The organism is Streptococcus sp. STR1/CE/0325 (assembly GCF_055386095.1).
On the sequence record NZ_AP045018.1, the window covers coordinates 168,078 to 186,049 of the forward strand.

Consider the following 17,972-nt stretch of genomic DNA (forward strand, 5'->3'; position numbering starts at 1 on the left):
ACTTAATAATGGCATTTAATGAAAATGTACAAGAACTTGAAGAACGCGTAGTTGCGATTAACCGCGTTACAAAAGTTGTTAAAGGTGGACGTCGTCTTCGCTTTGCAGCTCTTGTTGTCGTAGGAGACCGTAACGGTCACGTTGGTTTTGGTACAGGTAAAGCACAAGAAGTACCAGAAGCAATCCGTAAAGCGATTGAAGATGCTAAGAAAAACTTGATTGAGGTCCCAATGGTTGGTACAACAATTCCTCATGAAGTGCACTCTGAATTTGGTGGAGCGCGCGTTCTCATGAAGCCAGCCGTAGAGGGTGCCGGAGTTGCTGCAGGTGGTGCAGTTCGTGCCGTTGTCGAGCTTGCTGGTATTGCAGATATTACATCTAAATCACTTGGTTCAAACACACCAATCAACATCGTTCGCGCAACAGTTGAAGGTTTGAAACAATTGAAACGTGCAGATGAAGTCGCTGCGCTTCGTGGCATTTCAGTTTCTGATTTGGCATAAGAAAGGAGAAATGATGTCTCAACTTAAAATTACTTTGACTAAGTCTCCAATCGGACGCATCCCAGCACAACGCAAAACTGTTGTTGCTCTTGGACTTGGCAAATTAAACAGTTCAGTGGTTAAAGAAGATACCCCAGCTATCCGCGGTATGATCAATACCGTATCACACCTCGTTACAGTTGAAGAGGTGAACTAATAACGATAAAGAAGTCGCAAGGACCAGTCTTTGCGGCTTCAACTAGATAAAAACAGCGAGTTGAGAGTAGGGTTCCTTCCCTACTTATCAGCGCTAGCATAGATTAAAAGGAGAAAAAATAAATGAAACTTCATGAACTTAAACCTGCAGAAGGTTCTCGTAAAACTCGTAACCGTGTTGGTCGTGGTACCTCATCAGGTAATGGTAAAACATCTGGACGTGGTCAAAAAGGTCAAAAAGCGCGTAGCGGTGGTGGCGTACGTCTAGGTTTTGAAGGTGGACAAACTCCGCTCTTCCGTCGTTTGCCAAAACGTGGATTTACTAACATCAACAAAAAAGAATACGCTCTTGTAAATCTTGATCAATTAAACGTTTTTGAAGATGGTACAGAAGTAACACCAGTTGTTCTTAAAGAAGCTGGTATCGTTCGTGCTGAAAAATCAGGCGTTAAGGTTCTTGGTAACGGAGAATTGACTAAAAAATTGACTGTCAAAGCAGCTAAATTCTCAAAATCTGCTGAAGCAGCTATTACTGCTAAAGGTGGTTCAATCGAAGTCATCTAATTGAGGAGGACCTCTTATGTTCTTTAAGTTACTCAAGGATGCTTTACGAGTCAAAACGGTTCGTAAAAAAATTCTGTTTACGATCTTTATCATCTTTGTTTTTCGTGTTGGAACACATATTACAGTCCCAGGGATCAATGCTGAAAGTTTGGCGCGCTTAAGCGATTTACCTTTCTTAAATCTCTTTAACTTGGTCAGTGGGAATGCCCTTAGAAACTTCTCGGTCTTCTCCATGGGGGTCAGCCCTTATATCACGGCCTCTATCATTGTCCAGCTCTTGCAGATGGATATTGTACCTAAGTTTGTGGAATGGGGAAAACAAGGGGAAGTCGGACGGCGGAAACTAAATCAAGCCACCAGATATATCTCGCTTGTGATTGCTTTCTTGCAATCCATCGGGATTACAGCAGGATTTAACGCGATATCTGGAGCGATTTTGGTAAAATCGCCTAATCTCCAAACTTTCCTATTGATTGGAAGTATCTTGACAGCAGGAAGTGTGATCGTGACGTGGTTGGGAGATCAGATTTCAGATAAAGGATATGGAAACGGGGTTTCCATGATCATCTTTGCAGGGATCATTTCTTCTATTCCATCTGCGATTGCATCGGTCTATGAAGATTACTTTGTCAATATCAGACCAAGTCAAATGACGCAATCTCTCGTTTTTGTTGGGATTTTGATTTTGGCAGTTCTGATTGTCATCTTCTTTACGACCTTCGTCCAACAAGCAGAATACAAAATTCCGATTCAATACACGAAATTGGCACAAGGAGCATCATCTAGCTCATACCTACCGCTAAAGGTTAACCCAGCTGGGGTTATTCCAGTTATCTTTGCAAGCTCCATCACCACTCTTCCAAGTACCATCTTACCTTTCTTAGGTGGGCGTGGTATTCCTTGGTTAGATACCCTTCAGATGTTATTTGATTTTAGAACACCTGTTGGGATGGTGGTTTATGCAGTCTTGATTATCTTGTTCTCATTCTTCTATACCTTTGTACAAGTTAATCCAGAAAAAACATCAGAAAACCTTCAAAAGAGTTCAGCTTATATTTTAGGTGTCAGACCTGGTCCTGATACAGAGAAATACTTGTCTGCTCTTTTGAAACGCTTGGCAACGATTGGTGCGGTATTCCTAGCGGTAATCTCACTTGCGCCTATTGCAGCTCAACATTACTTTGGCTTATCTTCAACGGTTGCACTTGGTGGTACCAGTCTTTTGATCCTAATCTCAACTGGTATTGATGGCATGAAGCAGCTAGAAGGTTACTTATTGAAGCGTAAGTATGTTGGCTTTATCAACACTGAAAATTAAAGAACGTAAACACAAAAACAAAGTACCAATTTATTGGAAAGTAAGGGAGTCTTTCTCCCTTTCTATTTTGTTTTTGAATGAGGGTAGGAGAGAAACTCTTATTTTCATTTAAAAACAAAAAAAGGAGATTGTCATGAATCTTTTAATCATGGGCTTACCGGGAGCTGGTAAGGGGACACAGGCGGCTAAGATTGTTGAAGAATTTGGTTTGATTCATATTTCAACAGGAGATATGTTTAGAGAAGCGATTGCTAATGAGACAGAGATGGGAAAACTTGCCAAATCTTACATGGACCAAGGCAATCTTGTGCCAGATGAAGTGACGAACGGCATTGTCAAAGATCGCTTGGCTAAGCTAGACGTAAGAGAAAAAGGCTTCCTCTTGGATGGATTTCCAAGAACCATTGAGCAAGCTGAAGCCTTAGATCAAATCTTGACTTCCCTTGAACTCTCTCTTGATGGGGTTGTAGCTATTGAAGTGAACCCAGATTCTCTTTTGGAACGTTTGAGCGGTCGTATCATCCATAAAGAAACAGGAGCGACTTACCACAAGGTCTTTAATCCACCGGTTGATTACAAGGAAGAAGACTACTATCAACGTGAAGATGATAAGCCAGAAGCGGTGAAACGCCGTTTGGAAGTCAACATCGCTCAAAGTGCACCTATTTTAGAATACTACCGTATGGCTGGATTGGTTCATGAGATTAATGGGAATCAAGAGATTGCACAAGTGAGCGAAGACATTAAAAAAGTTTTAACAAATTTAAAGTAAAACGAGATATTCTACTTGCAATATTTGACAAGTAGTGATAAACTAGTATAGTCTGACTTATAATTGTTACCTCTCGTTAGAAGAGGATTGAATCGAAATTTAGGGGGTACTTTTGCGTGGCAAAAGAAGATGTGATTGAAATTGAAGGCAAGGTTGTCGAAACCATGCCAAATGCGATGTTTACTGTTGAATTGGAAAATGGACATCAGGTTTTAGCAACTGTTTCAGGAAAGATCCGTAAGAACTACATCCGTATTTTGGTCGGAGATCGGGTAACGGTTGAGTTGAGTCCTTATGATTTGACACGTGGACGTATCACATACCGCTTTAAATAACGAAAAAATTGGAGGAATTAAAATGAAGGTAAGACCATCGGTTAAACCAATTTGCGAATACTGCAAAGTTATTCGTCGTAACGGCCGTGTTATGGTGATTTGCCCGTCAAATCCAAAACACAAACAACGTCAAGGATAGAAATAGAAAGGAGAAAACATGGCTCGTATTGCTGGAGTTGATATTCCAAATGATAAACGTGTAGTCATTTCATTAACTTATGTTTACGGTATCGGTCTTGCAACATCTAAAAAGATCTTGAAGGCTGCAGGCATTTCAGAAGACGTGCGTGTCAAAGACTTGACATCTGATCAAGAAGATGCAATCCGTCGTGAAGTAGATGCTATCAAAGTTGAAGGTGATCTTCGTCGTGAAGTTAACCTTAACATCAAACGTTTGATGGAAATCGGTTCATACCGTGGTATCCGTCATCGTCGTGGATTACCTGTTCGTGGACAAAACACGAAGAACAATGCGCGTACTCGTAAAGGGAAAGCCGTTGCTATTGCAGGTAAGAAAAAATAACATAGGAGGTAAATAAATTGGCTAAACCAACACGTAAACGTCGTGTGAAGAAAAATATCGAATCTGGTATTGCTCATATTCACGCTACATTCAATAACACTATTGTTATGATTACAGATGTGCATGGTAACGCGATTGCATGGTCTTCAGCTGGTGCTCTAGGCTTTAAAGGTTCTCGTAAATCAACACCATTCGCCGCTCAAATGGCTTCAGAAGCAGCTGCTAAATCCGCTCAAGAACATGGTCTTAAATCCGTTGAAGTAACTGTTAAAGGTCCTGGTTCAGGTCGTGAGTCTGCTATTCGTGCGCTTGCAGCAGCAGGTCTTGAAGTTACGGCTATTCGTGATGTGACTCCTGTGCCACATAACGGTGCTCGTCCTCCAAAACGTCGTCGTGTGTAATCATTCCAACTAAATATTAGTGCACAAGAGTCGTTTGTCGAGGGAGTATAGAAATGATTGAGTTTGAAAAACCAATAATAACAAAAATTGATGAAAATAAAGATTACGGCAAGTTTGTCATCGAACCATTAGAACGTGGTTATGGTACGACTTTAGGAAACTCTCTTCGTCGTGTACTTTTGTCTTCTTTACCAGGAGCTGCCGTAACATCTATCAAGATTGATGGTGTGTTGCATGAGTTTGATACAGTGCCTGGCGTTAGAGAAGATGTGATGCAAATTATCCTTAATGTCAAAGGATTAGCTGTAAAATCTTACGTCCAAGACGAAAAAGTGATTGCACTTGATGTGGTTGGTCCTGCAACAGTAACAGCAGGTGACATCCTAACCGATAGTGATGTCGAAATTGTCAACCCAGATCATTATCTCTTTACCATTGCAGAAGGGGCGACCTTCAAGGCTGAGATGACGATTGCTACCAATCGTGGTTATATCCCAGCTGAAAACAATAAAAAAGATAATGCGCCGATTGGAACACTAGCGGTGGATTCGATTTACACCCCAGTGAAAAAGGTTAATTACCAAGTTGAGCCTGCCCGTGTGGGAAGTAATGATGGCTTTGACAAGTTAACCATTGAAATTATGACTAACGGAACAATTATTCCGGAAGATGCCCTTGGGCTATCAGCACGCGTATTGATGGAGCATTTGAATCTCTTCACAAATCTGACTGAGGTTGCTCTCACAACAGAAGTCATGAAGGAAGCAGAAAAATCAAATGATGAACAAGTTCTCGATCGGACGATTGAAGAATTGGATCTCTCTGTTCGTTCTTACAACTGTTTGAAACGTGCAGGAATCAATACTGTGCTTGATTTGACTGAAAAATCTGAGCCTGAAATGATGAAAGTTCGCAACCTCGGACGTAAGAGTCTTGAGGAAGTCAAGTTGAAATTGACCGAACTTGGATTGGGACTTAGAAACGATAAATAAAAGGAGGAAGAAATGGCTTACCGTAAATTAGGACGTACCAGTTCACAACGTAAAGCAATGTTGCGTGATTTGACAACTGACTTGCTCATTAACGAATCAATCGTAACAACTGAAGCTCGCGCTAAAGAAATCCGTAAAACTGTTGAAAAAATGATCACTCTTGGTAAACGTGGTGATTTGCATGCTCGTCGTCAAGCAGCAGCATTCGTTCGTAACGAAATCGCATCTGAACAATTCGACGAAGAAACAGGAAAATACTCTGCAACAACTGCGCTTCAAAAACTTTTTTCTGAGATTGCGCCACGTTATGCAGAACGTAACGGTGGATACACTCGTATCATCAAAACAGAACCACGCCGTGGTGATGCTGCACCAATGGCTATCATTGAGTTAGTATAATTATTTTTATCAATTTTGTTGAGTGTTATGATGATGGAGACAGGTGTCTCTTAGTCTAGCTCTGGTCTGCCGCTGGATTTTTCCAGCGGTAACACTCATCATATTGATGATAGGCGATTACGCTTGTTTACGAAATCTTCCTTAGAGGAAAGAATATTTCGTAAGCGAGCGTTTTTTGAGTTTCAATAAAAATTTTTTATTTTTTCTTCTAAAATCCATTTCTTTTACGAATAGATAGATGTAGGAGGAAATAAACATGTTAAATAGAGTTGTATTGATTGGTCGATTAGCGAGTGACCCTGAGATGACCAAAACAGCGAATGATAAGACGGTGACACGAGTTCCTGTTGCTGTTAACCGTCGTTATAAAATGGTTAACGGAGAGCGTCAGGCTGATTTTATCAGAGTGGTTGCCTGGGGAAAAGTGGCAGAAAGCCTAGCGAGTTATGGAAATAAGGGGAGCTTGATTTCATTTGAAGGAGAATTGCGGACACATCGTTATGAAAAAGATGGTCAAGTAAGGTATAAAACGGAAGTGCTAGCTTTGAGCTATCAGTTGCTCGAAAGCAAAGCGCAACGCGCCCTTCGTGAAAATCATATTACCAAATATTTTAAAGAAGATCATGATGCTTTGTTGAGGGGTGAGGATCTCCCTTTCTAGAAGCAAGAGCTTATGTTTAAGCTGCTCGCATCTAAGGTTAGTTTTTTTAATACAATGTGAATACAGGCTATAAAAAGAGTTTGAAACCAATACCGTTTCAAACTCTTTTTATCTCATGGGGAAAGTTAGCATTTTGTTTTTCAAAAATGTTTATTTTTCTCTTGACTATTTTTGACTAAATGGTAAAATAGTAATATAAATTAGCACTCGATGATATAGAGTGCTAGAAACAAATGGAGGTCTCGTATGTTAAAACCCTTAGGTGACCGTGTGGTCGTCAGTTTAGTAGAAGAAAAAGAAGAAAGTATCGGCGGTTTTGTCCTTGCGACAAAGCATGAAGATAAACCTAAAAAGGCTAAAGTTGTCGCAGTTGGAGATGGACCACGGACCCTAAATGGTGATTTGATTGCACCGAGTGTCAAGGTGGGTCAAGCCGTTTTGTTGGAACCAATGACAGGCTTATCCTTCAAAGAAGAAGGGGAAGACCTCTTGATTGTGCGTGAAGCTGATATTTTAGCGATTGTAGAGGAATAAGGAGAAAAGAGATGGCAAAAGAGATTAAATTTTCATCAGATGCACGTACCAGTATGGTGCGTGGTGTGGATATTTTAGCAGATACCGTGAAAGTAACCCTTGGTCCTAAGGGACGCAATGTCGTGCTTGAGAAGGCTTTTGGTTCTCCTCTCATTACCAATGATGGGGTGACGATTGCCAAAGAAATCGAGTTAGAAGATCATTTTGAAAATATGGGGGCAAAATTGGTCTCAGAAGTAGCCTCTAAGACCAATGACATCGCAGGTGACGGCACAACGACGGCAACAGTTTTGACTCAAGCTATCGTGCGTGAAGGTCTTAAAAACGTGACAGCTGGTGCCAACCCTATCGGTATTCGTCGCGGGATTGAGTTAGCTGTGAGTGCAGCTGTGGATGCCTTGAAAGCTATTGCGGAACCTGTTGCCAACAAAGAGGCTATCGCTCAGGTCGCTGCTGTGTCGTCTCGTTCTGAAAAAGTGGGCGAGTATATCAGTGAAGCCATGGAAAAGGTTGGTAAGGACGGGGTCATCACCATTGAAGAGTCTCGTGGCATGGAAACAGAACTTGACGTGGTTGAAGGGATGCAGTTTGACCGTGGTTACCTCTCACAATACATGGTGACGGACAACGAAAAAATGACAGCTGATTTGGAAAATCCTCTCCTCCTTATCACGGACAAGAAGATTTCAAATATCCAAGATGTTTTGCCTCTCTTGGAAGAAGTCTTGAAAACTAGCCGTCCTTTGCTAATCATTGCGGATGATGTGGATGGAGAAGCTCTTCCGACCCTTGTCTTGAACAAGATTCGCGGTACTTTCAATGTCGTTGCGGTCAAAGCTCCTGGTTTTGGGGATCGTCGTAAAGCTATGCTTGAAGATATCGCTATTTTGACAGGTGGGACAGTCATTACCGATGACCTCGGTCTTGATTTGAAAGATGCGACCATGGCTCAACTCGGACAAGCCGCTCGTGTGACAGTGGATAAGGATAGTACTGTTATCGTCGAAGGGTCTGGTCGTCAAGAAACAATCCAGAACCGTATCAATGTCATCAAGTCTCAAATCGACAGCACGACCTCTGAGTTTGACCGCGAAAAACTCCAAGAACGTCTTGCTAAATTATCTGGCGGAGTAGCGGTGATCAAGGTAGGTGCAGCGACCGAAACGGAGCTAAAAGAGATGAAACTCCGCATTGAAGATGCTCTAAATGCCACACGCGCAGCAGTGGAAGAAGGTATCGTCTCAGGTGGAGGAACAGCCTTTGTCAATGTCATGAAGCAAGTGGCAGCTCTTGAGTTGGCAGGTGATGAAGCGACAGGACGCAACATTGTCTTGCGTGCCTTAGAAGAGCCGGTTCGTCAAATTGCTCTCAATGCTGGTTACGAAGGATCTGTGGTGATTGACCGTCTTAAAAATAGTCCTGTGGGGACAGGATTTAATGCTGCAACAGGTGAGTGGGTAGATATGGTTGAAACAGGCATTATTGACCCTGTTAAGGTTAGTCGTTCAGCCCTTCAAAATGCCGCTTCTGTAGCTAGCCTTATCTTGACGACTGAGGCTGTTGTAGCCAATCAGCCAGAACCAGCTAGCGCTCCAGCTATGCCTGGTATGGACCCATCCATGATGATGTAAACCTAAAAAACGAGTTTGGAGATTTCCAAACTCGTTTTTATCTTGTTTCGATTTTTGATGATATTTTAGACAGTTCTTGCTCAAAAGTAGGGGATTTGGCGCTAACGCTAATGTTTTCTCGTGTGAGCGGATGAGTTAACTCTAATCGGTGGGCATGGAGCATGAGACGTGACTGATTGTCCTTGTCTTGGTAGAGGGGGTCACCAAGAATAGGGTGACCATGATGGGAGAGGTGTACCCTGATTTGATGGGTGCGTCCTGTTTCGAGTTGGCAGTTGACGAGGCTAAGAGACCCAAAAGTTTTGAGGCGCTGGATATGGGTGATGGCTTTTTGTCCTTTCTTTTTATCCACCACACGCTTTCTGCGGTCATGCCGATGTCTACCGATAGGTTCTCGGTAGGTGACTTGTTTGGATGCAACTCCCTCCACCAAAGCCCAGTAGCTGCGTTTGATGTGCTTGTCTTCAAGAAGGCGATTGAGAATGGGTAGGATAAAGGGATTTTTAGCAAATAGAACCAGACCACTGGTTTCCTTATCCAGTCGATGAACCACGTAGCAAGGAGCTTGAGTGTGGGCACTAACATGATTTAAGAGGGCAATCTCATTTGGATGATTGCCGTGGGTCTTCATACCTTCTGGCTTGTTAACGATGATGAGGTGGTCGTCCTCATAGATGACCTCCACTAGTTTAGGATGACCAAAAGGTAGGCTTTTTTGAGGGTAGGTTTCCTCGTCAAAGGTAAGAGAAATCATATCCCCTTTCTTAACCAAAGTTTGCCAGTGGACGGTTTCTCCATTGATGAGGAGGTGCTTTTTGATGCGCAGAAAATGCCTAATTTTCCGAGGGATAAGGAGTTTGTCCTCTAAAAGTTCTTTGACACTGAGTTGGTCAAAGGGATTTTGAAATGTCACGTGAAATACCATAGTTCTATTATACCATCTTTGTCGGTCTGTGGTTGTATCTTTTGGGAGAAAGGGGTTGATTCATGGTTATTTTAAGCTTTCCTGTTATAATAGGAATATGACATTATTTGAATTATTAAAGAAGAAATTTTTTCCACAGAAAACGAAGAATCAAAAAAAAGAGGGAGAAGAGAGTCCGCCTCTTGACGAACAAAACGTCCAACAAGAGGAGATGTCTTCGCCTTATCAGCGCAGTCAGGTGTATCAGGATAAGGAAGAAGTGGATCCTAGTCGATTTAAGCGATTAAAGAAATTTTTGCCTTCACCAAGACATCCCATTCGGCGTTTTTGGAGAAGGTATCGGTTAACGCAAGTTATCTTGATTGTCTTGACCAGTATGATTTTGTTGGTGGGGGGATATTTATTTTACCTCGCGAAAACGGCCCATGTGTCTAATCTACAGCAGGCCCTCAAGGCGACTACGGTCATTTATGACCGTAATAACGAAGAGGCTGGAACGCTCTACGGTCAAAAAGGAACCTATGTAGAACTGGATGCCATTTCAGATGATTTGGAAAATGCTGTTATCGCCACAGAGGATCGGACTTTCTATAAAAATAGAGGGATCAATCTCAAGCGGACTTTGCTAGCTGTGCTCACCTTGGGGCGTTCTGGAGGAGGCTCCACGATTAGCCAACAGTTGGCAAAAAATGCCTTTTTGACACAAGATCAGACCATCAAGCGTAAGGCGCGTGAGTTTTTCCTTGCGCTTGAGTTAAACAAAAAATATAGTAAGAAGCAGATTCTCACCATGTATCTCAACAATGCTTACTTTGGTAATGGGATATGGGGGGTGGAAGATGCCAGTCAAAAATACTTTGGGACCACAGCTGCGGATCTGACCTTAGATGAAGCAGCGACTTTGGCAGGAATGCTCAAAGGACCAGAACTTTATAACCCTCTTGCTTCTATTGAGCGCTCAACCAATCGCAGGGACACAGTGTTGCAAAATATGGTCGCCGTAGGCTTTGCAACCCAAGAAGCAGCAGATAGTGCCAAGCAAGTGGGGATGGGCAATCGCCTCAAGGATACCTACCAAGGAAAAAGTGATGATTACAAGTATCCCTCTTATTTTGATGCGGTCATCAATGAAGCCATCTCGACTTATGGCTTAAAAGAAGAAGACATCGTTAATAATGGCTACAAGATTTACACGGAGTTGGATCAGAACTACCAAACAGGGATGCAGACCGCTTTTAATCAGTCAGATCTCTTTCCAGTGGCAACAGACGGAGAGGTGTCCCAAGGGGCCAGTGTCGCCCTTGATCCCAAAACAGGAGGGGTCAGAGGTTTGGTTGGACGGGTCAATTCGACCATTAATCCAAGTTTTCGGAGTTTCAACTATGCGACCCAGTCCAAGCGTAGCCCAGGATCTACCATCAAGCCCTTAGTGGTGTATTCGCCAGCGGTGGCTTCTGGCTGGTCTATTGAAAAGGACTTGCCAAATACGGTGCAAAATTTTGACGGCTATGCGCCGACGAACTATGGTGGCTATGAGAGCGAGAGTGTTCCCATGTATCAAGCCTTGGCTAATTCGTACAATATTCCAGCTGTCTATCTAGCGGATCAACTGGGCTTAAATAAGGTCTTTGGCTACGGGAAAAAATTTGGTCTTGATCTAGATAGCACCAAGAAAGAGTTGGGCGTCGCCCTAGGAGGTAGTGTTGTGACCAATCCTCTCCAAATGGCGCAGGCATACGGCACCTTTGCCAATGGTGGCATCATGAATAAGGCTCATCTCATTACCAAGATTGAGACGGCTAGCGGTCAAGTGGTTAAGGAATATACCAAGCAGTCTTATAGGGTTTTGAGCAAGTCTGTGACGGACAAGATGACCAGCATGATGCTTGGCACCTTTTCTAATGGAACAGCTGTCAATGCCAATGTTTATGGCTACACCATGGCAGGAAAAACAGGAACCACGGAAGCAGAGTTTAACCCTGATTTGACCAGCGATCAGTGGGTCATTGGCTATACGCCAGATGTGGTGATCAGCCAGTGGGTGGGCTTTAATAAGACAGATGAGAGTCACTATTTGACCGATTCGAGCGCTGGAACAGCCTCCACCATCTTTAGTCAGGTGGCAAGTTATATGTTACCTTATACAGAAGGATCCTCCTTTAAGGTGACCAATGCTTATGCTGATAATGGTATTGCAGCGACTTATAGTGAGGATGACCAAAGCAAGGACCAATCTAAGGATATTATTGATAGTTTGAGAGATTCTGCCAAGCAAGCAGGCGATCAGATCTCAAAAGCAGTGGAAGATGCTAATCTTGGTCAAAAGGCTAGAGAGATTTGGAATGGCATTTTGGATTATTTCAAATAAGAGAAAAAATCACCTAGAGCTTATGCTTCTAGGTGATTTCTGATGGGGAAATAAGACAAAAGATCAGGAATGATTTTCTCAAAATTCTCTCCTTTTTTGGTTAAAACGTGGTATAATAAAGAGATATTGAAGCGATTTTAGGAGGAGTTAGATGTCATATTACAATCATAAGTCGGTAGAACCCAAGTGGCAGGCCTTTTGGGATAAAGACGAAACCTTTAAGACCGGAGTAGATCAGAAAAATCCTAAGTTTTATGCCTTAGACATGTTTCCCTATCCAAGTGGAGCTGGGCTTCACGTTGGGCACCCTGAGGGTTATACGGCAACGGATATCTTGAGCCGTTTTAAACGAGCCCAAGGTTACAACGTTCTGCACCCTATGGGCTGGGATGCCTTTGGTCTTCCTGCTGAGCAATACGCGATGGATACGGGCAATGATCCTGCTGAATTTACTGCGCAAAACATTGCTAACTTCAAGCGTCAGATCAAGTCCCTAGGTTTTTCTTATGATTGGGACCGAGAAGTCAATACCACAGATCCTAATTACTACAAATGGACTCAGTGGATTTTTACCAAACTCTTTGAGCATGGTCTTGCCTATGAAGCCGAAGTGCCTGTCAACTGGGTAGAGGAATTAGGAACGGCGATTGCCAATGAAGAAGTCCTTCCAGATGGGACATCTGAGCGAGGAGGCTACCCTGTCGTGAGAAAGCCCATGCGTCAGTGGATGCTAAAAATCACAGCCTATGCGGATCGTCTTTTGGAAGACCTTGAGGATTTGGACTGGCCAGAGTCTATCAAAGACATGCAGCGCAACTGGATTGGCAAATCCACAGGGGCTAACGTGGACTTTAAGGTCAAGGATAATGACGAGAGCTTCACGGTCTTTACCACTCGTCCAGATACCCTCTTTGGTGCGACCTATGCTGTTTTAGCGCCTGAGCATCCTTTGGTGGATAGCATCACAAGTAAAGAACAAGCAGAAGCGGTCAAAGACTACCAACACCAAGCCAGCCTCAAGTCAGATCTCGCCAGAACGGATTTAGCTAAGGATAAGACAGGTGTTTTCACAGGGGCTTATGCCATCAATCCAGTCAATGGCCGTGAGATGCCGATCTGGATTTCAGACTATGTCCTAGCCAGCTACGGAACAGGAGCCATCATGGCAGTGCCTGCTCATGATGAGCGTGACTGGGCTTTTGCTAAGCAATTTGATTTGCCAATCGTACCTGTCATTGAAGGGGGAGATGTGACGCAGGCTGCCTATACTGAGGACGGTACCCACATCAATTCTGATTTCCTAGATGGTCTAGATAAGGCAGCGGCGATTGAGAAGATGGTGGCTTGGCTTGAGAATCACAAGGTTGGTGAAAAGAAAGTCAGCTATCGCTTGCGTGACTGGCTCTTTAGTCGCCAGCGTTACTGGGGAGAGCCAATCCCAATCATCCACTGGGAGGACGGTACCATGTCAGCGGTTCCTGAAGCGGAGTTGCCTTTGGTTCTACCTAAAGTGGACAATATCAAGCCATCTGGAACAGGGGAAAGTCCTCTGGCTAACTTGACAGACTGGCTCACAGTTACTCGTGAGGATGGTGTTAAGGGTCGCCGTGAAACCAACACCATGCCACAGTGGGCAGGGTCTTGCTGGTACTATCTTCGCTATATTGACCCCCATAATCAAGAAGCCTTGGCGGACAAGGATTTGATTGACTACTGGTTGCCAGTGGACATCTATGTGGGGGGAGCTGAGCATGCGGTGCTTCACCTTCTCTATGCACGTTTCTGGCACAAATTCCTCTATGACTTGGGTGTGGTGCCAACCAAGGAACCTTTCCAAAAACTCTTTAACCAAGGCATGATTCTAGGAACCAGCTACCGTGATAGTCGTGGAGCCTTGGTCGCAACGGATAAGGTGGAAAAACGTGAGGATGGCTTCTACCATATCGAAACGGGTGAAAAACTCGAACAAGCTCCAGCCAAGATGTCTAAGTCGCTTAAAAACGTGGTCAATCCAGACGACGTAGTTGAGGAATACGGTGCAGACACCTTGCGCGTGTATGAGATGTTCATGGGACCTCTAGATACCTCCATCGCTTGGTCAGAAGAAGGTCTTGAAGGCAGCCGTAAGTTCCTTGATCGGGTTTACCGCCTTATCACCACAAAACCAATGGTAACGAAGAATAACGGCCACCTTGATAAACTCTATCATGAAACAGTCAAAGCCGTGAGCGAACAATTGGATGCCATGAAGTTCAACACAGCTATTGCTCAACTCATGATCTTTGTCAACGCTGCAAACAAGGAAGAAGAACTCTACCTTGATTATGCCAAAGGTTTTGTGCAGTTGGTGGCACCGTTTGCCCCACACTTAGGTGAGGAGCTTTGGCAGGTCTTGACGGATTCAAAAGCGTCTATCAGCTATGTGGCTTGGCCAACGTGGGATGAGAGCTACTTGGTGGAAAATGATGTCGAAATCGTCCTTCAAATCAATGGCAAGGTCCGCTCTAAAATGGTGGTGGCAAAAGAGCTCTCTCGTGAGGAGCTAGAAACCTTGGCCAAATCAGATGACAAGATTAAGGAAGCTATGGACGGAAAGACCGTGGTCAAAGTTATCGCCGTTCCTAATAAATTGGTCAATATTGTTGTCAAATAAGTATAAAGAAGAAAGTGGTTACAAGTCCGCTTTCTTTTTGCTTTCCTCTCTAGTCATTTACAGGGAATTGTGATAAAATGAAGGAAGTAGAGCCGTGAGAGAAAGGGGATTTGTTATGAAAATCCAGAAACAATTGGTGGGGATTAGCCTCGTCTTGATTGCTTTAATATTTGTCTATGTGGCGATTTTTCGCAATCATCCAGTTGGGCAACAAACGACTGAGAAGGTAAAGGAAAGCACACAGACAAAACAGGTGTCTGATTTACCACAGGTCTCACCATCTGATTGGGACTTGGTCTTGGTCAACCGTGACCATATCACTAAAGAGATGAATCCAGAATTAGCCATGGTAGACAATATCTATGTGGATGCTAGGATTGAGCAAAATGTCCGAGATTTTTTAGCAGCTGCGCAAGAGATTGACACAAATGAACACCTCATTTCTGGCTACCGTAGTGTGGCTTATCAAAAAGAGCTGTACCAGTCTTATATCGATCAAGAAATGGCGGCAGATCCGTCCCTATCTAGAAAAGAGGCTGAAAAGAAAGTGCAAACCTATTCTCAACCACCAGGAGCCAGCGAACATCAGACTGGGCTAGCGATTGACATGAGTTCGATTGATAGCCTCAATGAAGCGGATCCTGAGACAGTCAAGGCGATTTCAAAAATTGCCCCTGATTATGGCTTTGTGTTACGGTTTACAGAGGATAAGAAAAAAGATACGGGGATTGGTTATGAAGATTGGCATTTTCGCTATGTGGGCAAGGCATCAGCCAAGTATATGACCGAGCATCATTTGAGCTTGGAGGAGTATCTTGAGCAGTTGAAGGAGAAAAACACGTGAGAAAGCCTCTATCATCTGCCTATCGTCTTCTTTCTCTCTTCTTAGTCGTTGTCCTTCTTTTGCCGATTTTATTACAGGCGGATGGGGTTTTAGCCAGTCAACGCCTTGAGACCAAAAAAAGTGAAGAACAGTTTATCAAAACCCTAGCACCTAAGCTTAAACCGTTGTCTAGAGCTTACGGAATTAAGGAATCGCTCCTTCTCGCCCAAGTAGCGCGAGGGAGTGATTATGGCAAGACCTTACTGGCTAGGCGTTACCATAATCTCTTGGGTCTGCCTGCGCGTGCGGGAGAACCCAGTATAGAACTCAAAACAAGGCTATATGTTTCCAATAAATGGACGACGGTCAAAAAGCGTTTTGCTATCTATGATTCAGACGAGGCTTGTGTAATGGCTTATCTGCAACAGTTGCAGTCTGGATTTTGGGGCAAGACGCTCTATGCTCAATTAGCTCGAAATGGCAATTACCGTGAAACAGGTCCTCTCCTTGAAAAAGCTGGTTTCAGTACCGAGCCGGATTATGCCAAACAGTTGATAGCTATTATAGAAAAACACCGCTTAACTCGATATGATCAAGGGATTAGCACTCGATGAAAAAGAGTGCTAATTTTTTGTGCTTTTCTCTTGACATGTGAGGAAAATCAGGTATAATAGATTTATAAAGATTAGCACTCGAAGGCAAAGAGTGCTAAAATCAATCGGGAGGTGCAAATGATTACCCAACGTCAAGAAGCTATTTTGAATGTTATTGTGGAATTATTTACACAGACCCATGAACCGGTTGGCTCAAAGGCTCTAGAAGAGCGGATTGCCTCTAGTTCAGCCACCATCAGAAACGAGATGGCGCGACTAGAAAAGCTAGGGCTTTTGGAAAAGGCGCATACCTCTAGTGGGAGACGACCAAGTCTAGCAGGCTTTCAGTACTTTGTTGAACACTCGCTTACCAATGAGTGGATCAATGAAGCCGATGCTTATGCGGTTGTCAAAGCCTTTGACTTTGAAGCCTTTAAATTGGATGACATCTTGCAAAAGGCTAGCCAAATTTTGGCAGAGCTGACAGGCTATACGGCTGTTGTTTTAGATGTGGAACCAAAAGAGCAACGCTTGAGTGCCTTTCATATCGTTCAAGTCAGTAGTCATGATGCTTTAGCCATCATGACACTGGATGAATCCAAACCCTTAACGGTTCAGTTTGCCATTCCAAGAAATTTCTTGGGACGAGATTTGGACATTTTGGAGCAGTTGGTGGTTGAGCGCTTTATCAACCGATCGGTGCTTGAGATTCATTACAAATTGCGAACGGAAATCCCTCAGATTAGTCAAAAATACTTTACCACTATGGATAATGTCCTAGACCTCTTTGACTATATCTTTTCTGCCCTTTTTACCGAGACTATCTTTATCGCAGGCAAGGTCAATAGTTTGACTTACTCAGATTTATCGACTTATCAGCTGTTAGATCAGCCAGAACAAGTGGCGCTGGCTCTTAGACATCAGTTGTCAGAGGACGAGAGTATGGCTGTTCAAGTGGCCAGTCACAAGGACAAGGGCTTGGAACAACTCAGCCTCATTCACAAGCGTTTCTTGATTCCTTATCGGGGGTTGGGGCTTGTGACCTTGATTGGACCAGTTGAAATGGACTATCAGCGTACAGTCAATCTGGTGCAGTTGGTGAGTCGGGTTTTGGTAGCAAAATTAGGGGATTATTACCGTTATCTCAATAGCAATCATTACGAAGTAGAAAAAGGAGCCCTACATGGCAGATACGATTAAAGAAGAAATCGAAAAAGTTGAAGAAGTCGATATCCAAGAAGAGGTTGAGATGTCTGAGACCCAAGCATTAGAAGAGGAAATCAAGAACCTGACGCAGAAAGTCGAGGAGCTTGAAAATAAATATTTGCGAGCACATGCCGAGATGCAAAACATCCAACGCAGAAGTAACGAAGAACGTCAAAGTTTGCAGCGCTACCGTTCGCAAGACTTGGCTAAAAAAGTATTGCCAGCTCTTGACAACCTAGAGCGTGCCTTGGCGGTTGAAGGGCTTACTGAAGACGTGAAAAAAGGTCTTGAGATGACGCGTGACAGCCTTGTTCAAGGTCTTAAAGAAGAAGGGGTCGAAGAAGTTCCAGTGGAAAGTTTTGACCATAATCTTCACATGGCAGTTCAGACTTTGCCAGCAGATGAGGAGCACCCAGCAGATACCATCGCAGAAGTCTTCCAAAAAGGCTATAAGCTCCATGACCGCCTCTTAAGGCCAGCCATGGTGGTGGTGTACTCATAAGATGTGAGCACGTCAAGAACTCACAGCAAAAATAGGAAATCGTCCGAAGAAACGAAAGTTTCTAGGAAGATTTA

The 17,972-nt window shown here is 43.5% G+C and carries 21 protein-coding genes; 20 read left to right on the top strand and 1 reads right to left on the bottom strand.

The window, feature by feature from the left end; all coding sequences use genetic code 11:
* Nucleotides 1–8: 8 nt before the first annotated feature.
* The 14 genes from rpsE (at nucleotide 9) to groL (ending at nucleotide 8,828) form a co-directional block, all read left to right on the top strand.
* Nucleotides 9–503: a 30S ribosomal protein S5 gene (gene rpsE, locus ACZ49W_RS00920; RefSeq protein WP_464813473.1), complete on the top strand. Its 495-nt coding sequence runs from the start codon at nucleotides 9–11 to the stop codon at nucleotides 501–503.
* A 13-nt stretch (nucleotides 504–516) separates the two neighbouring features.
* A complete protein-coding gene (rpmD, locus tag ACZ49W_RS00925) occupies nucleotides 517–699 on the top strand; it encodes a 50S ribosomal protein L30 (RefSeq protein WP_464813474.1) in 183 nt (60 codons plus the stop codon).
* Between the two features lie 122 nt (nucleotides 700–821).
* Nucleotides 822–1,262, top strand: a complete 441-nt coding sequence (rplO, locus tag ACZ49W_RS00930; RefSeq protein WP_464813475.1) for a 50S ribosomal protein L15 — start codon at nucleotides 822–824, stop codon at nucleotides 1,260–1,262.
* A 16-nt stretch (nucleotides 1,263–1,278) separates the two neighbouring features.
* The gene (gene secY / locus ACZ49W_RS00935) at nucleotides 1,279–2,580 is read left to right on the top strand and encodes a preprotein translocase subunit SecY (RefSeq protein WP_464813476.1); all 1,302 of its coding nucleotides are present in this window, start codon (nucleotides 1,279–1,281) and stop codon (nucleotides 2,578–2,580) included.
* Between the two features lie 133 nt (nucleotides 2,581–2,713).
* Nucleotides 2,714–3,352, top strand: coding sequence for an adenylate kinase (locus ACZ49W_RS00940; RefSeq protein WP_464813477.1), 639 nt, complete (start codon nucleotides 2,714–2,716; stop codon nucleotides 3,350–3,352).
* A gap of 116 nt (nucleotides 3,353–3,468) precedes the next feature.
* Nucleotides 3,469–3,687 (top strand): translation initiation factor IF-1, encoded by a 219-nt coding sequence (gene infA / locus ACZ49W_RS00945; RefSeq protein WP_027974096.1) that lies wholly within the window; start codon nucleotides 3,469–3,471, stop codon nucleotides 3,685–3,687.
* A 22-nt stretch (nucleotides 3,688–3,709) separates the two neighbouring features.
* A complete protein-coding gene (gene rpmJ, locus ACZ49W_RS00950) occupies nucleotides 3,710–3,826 on the top strand; it encodes a 50S ribosomal protein L36 (protein ID WP_002959355.1) in 117 nt (38 codons plus the stop codon).
* A gap of 18 nt (nucleotides 3,827–3,844) precedes the next feature.
* Nucleotides 3,845–4,210 (top strand): 30S ribosomal protein S13, encoded by a 366-nt coding sequence (gene rpsM / locus ACZ49W_RS00955; RefSeq protein ID WP_464813478.1) that lies wholly within the window; start codon nucleotides 3,845–3,847, stop codon nucleotides 4,208–4,210.
* 17 nt (nucleotides 4,211–4,227) lie between these two features.
* On the top strand, nucleotides 4,228–4,611 hold the full coding sequence (gene rpsK / locus ACZ49W_RS00960; RefSeq protein ID WP_001118385.1) for a 30S ribosomal protein S11: 384 nt from the start codon (nucleotides 4,228–4,230) through the stop codon (nucleotides 4,609–4,611).
* A 53-nt stretch (nucleotides 4,612–4,664) separates the two neighbouring features.
* Nucleotides 4,665–5,603: a DNA-directed RNA polymerase subunit alpha gene (locus ACZ49W_RS00965; RefSeq protein WP_464813479.1), complete on the top strand. Its 939-nt coding sequence runs from the start codon at nucleotides 4,665–4,667 to the stop codon at nucleotides 5,601–5,603.
* Nucleotides 5,604–5,615: 12 nt separating this feature from the next.
* Nucleotides 5,616–6,002 (top strand): 50S ribosomal protein L17, encoded by a 387-nt coding sequence (gene rplQ, locus ACZ49W_RS00970; RefSeq protein ID WP_464813480.1) that lies wholly within the window; start codon nucleotides 5,616–5,618, stop codon nucleotides 6,000–6,002.
* Nucleotides 6,003–6,258: 256 nt separating this feature from the next.
* Nucleotides 6,259–6,663, top strand: a complete 405-nt coding sequence (locus tag ACZ49W_RS00975; protein ID WP_464813481.1) for a single-stranded DNA-binding protein — start codon at nucleotides 6,259–6,261, stop codon at nucleotides 6,661–6,663.
* Between the two features lie 246 nt (nucleotides 6,664–6,909).
* Nucleotides 6,910–7,197 (top strand): co-chaperone GroES, encoded by a 288-nt coding sequence (gene groES, locus ACZ49W_RS00980; RefSeq protein WP_464813482.1) that lies wholly within the window; start codon nucleotides 6,910–6,912, stop codon nucleotides 7,195–7,197.
* 11 nt (nucleotides 7,198–7,208) lie between these two features.
* On the top strand, nucleotides 7,209–8,828 hold the full coding sequence (groL, locus tag ACZ49W_RS00985; protein ID WP_464813483.1) for a chaperonin GroEL: 1,620 nt from the start codon (nucleotides 7,209–7,211) through the stop codon (nucleotides 8,826–8,828).
* A gap of 37 nt (nucleotides 8,829–8,865) precedes the next feature.
* On the opposite strand, the gene ACZ49W_RS00990 is transcribed toward groL, so the two are convergent.
* Nucleotides 8,866–9,753: an RluA family pseudouridine synthase gene (locus ACZ49W_RS00990; RefSeq protein ID WP_464813484.1), complete on the bottom strand. Its 888-nt coding sequence runs from the start codon at nucleotides 9,751–9,753 to the stop codon at nucleotides 8,866–8,868.
* A 97-nt stretch (nucleotides 9,754–9,850) separates the two neighbouring features.
* On the opposite strand from ACZ49W_RS00990, the gene pbp2a reads away from it, so the two are divergent.
* From pbp2a to grpE, 6 genes are all read left to right on the top strand, one after another.
* Entirely contained in the window at nucleotides 9,851–12,121 is a 2,271-nt protein-coding gene (pbp2a, locus tag ACZ49W_RS00995) for a penicillin-binding protein PBP2A (protein WP_464813485.1), read from the top strand.
* Nucleotides 12,122–12,272: 151 nt separating this feature from the next.
* Entirely contained in the window at nucleotides 12,273–14,774 is a 2,502-nt protein-coding gene (leuS, locus tag ACZ49W_RS01000) for a leucine--tRNA ligase (RefSeq protein WP_464813486.1), read from the top strand.
* Nucleotides 14,775–14,889: 115 nt separating this feature from the next.
* A complete protein-coding gene (locus ACZ49W_RS01005; protein ID WP_464813487.1) occupies nucleotides 14,890–15,618 on the top strand; it encodes a M15 family metallopeptidase in 729 nt (242 codons plus the stop codon).
* Nucleotides 15,615–16,211, top strand: a complete 597-nt coding sequence (locus tag ACZ49W_RS01010; protein ID WP_464813488.1) for a glucosaminidase domain-containing protein — start codon at nucleotides 15,615–15,617, stop codon at nucleotides 16,209–16,211. The genes ACZ49W_RS01005 and ACZ49W_RS01010 overlap by 4 nt, the downstream gene beginning before the upstream one ends.
* A gap of 117 nt (nucleotides 16,212–16,328) precedes the next feature.
* Nucleotides 16,329–17,390, top strand: a complete 1,062-nt coding sequence (gene hrcA, locus ACZ49W_RS01015) for a heat-inducible transcriptional repressor HrcA (RefSeq protein WP_464813489.1) — start codon at nucleotides 16,329–16,331, stop codon at nucleotides 17,388–17,390.
* Nucleotides 17,374–17,898, top strand: a complete 525-nt coding sequence (gene grpE / locus ACZ49W_RS01020) for a nucleotide exchange factor GrpE (protein WP_464813490.1) — start codon at nucleotides 17,374–17,376, stop codon at nucleotides 17,896–17,898. The genes hrcA and grpE overlap by 17 nt, the downstream gene beginning before the upstream one ends.
* Nucleotides 17,899–17,972: the final 74 nt, after the last annotated feature.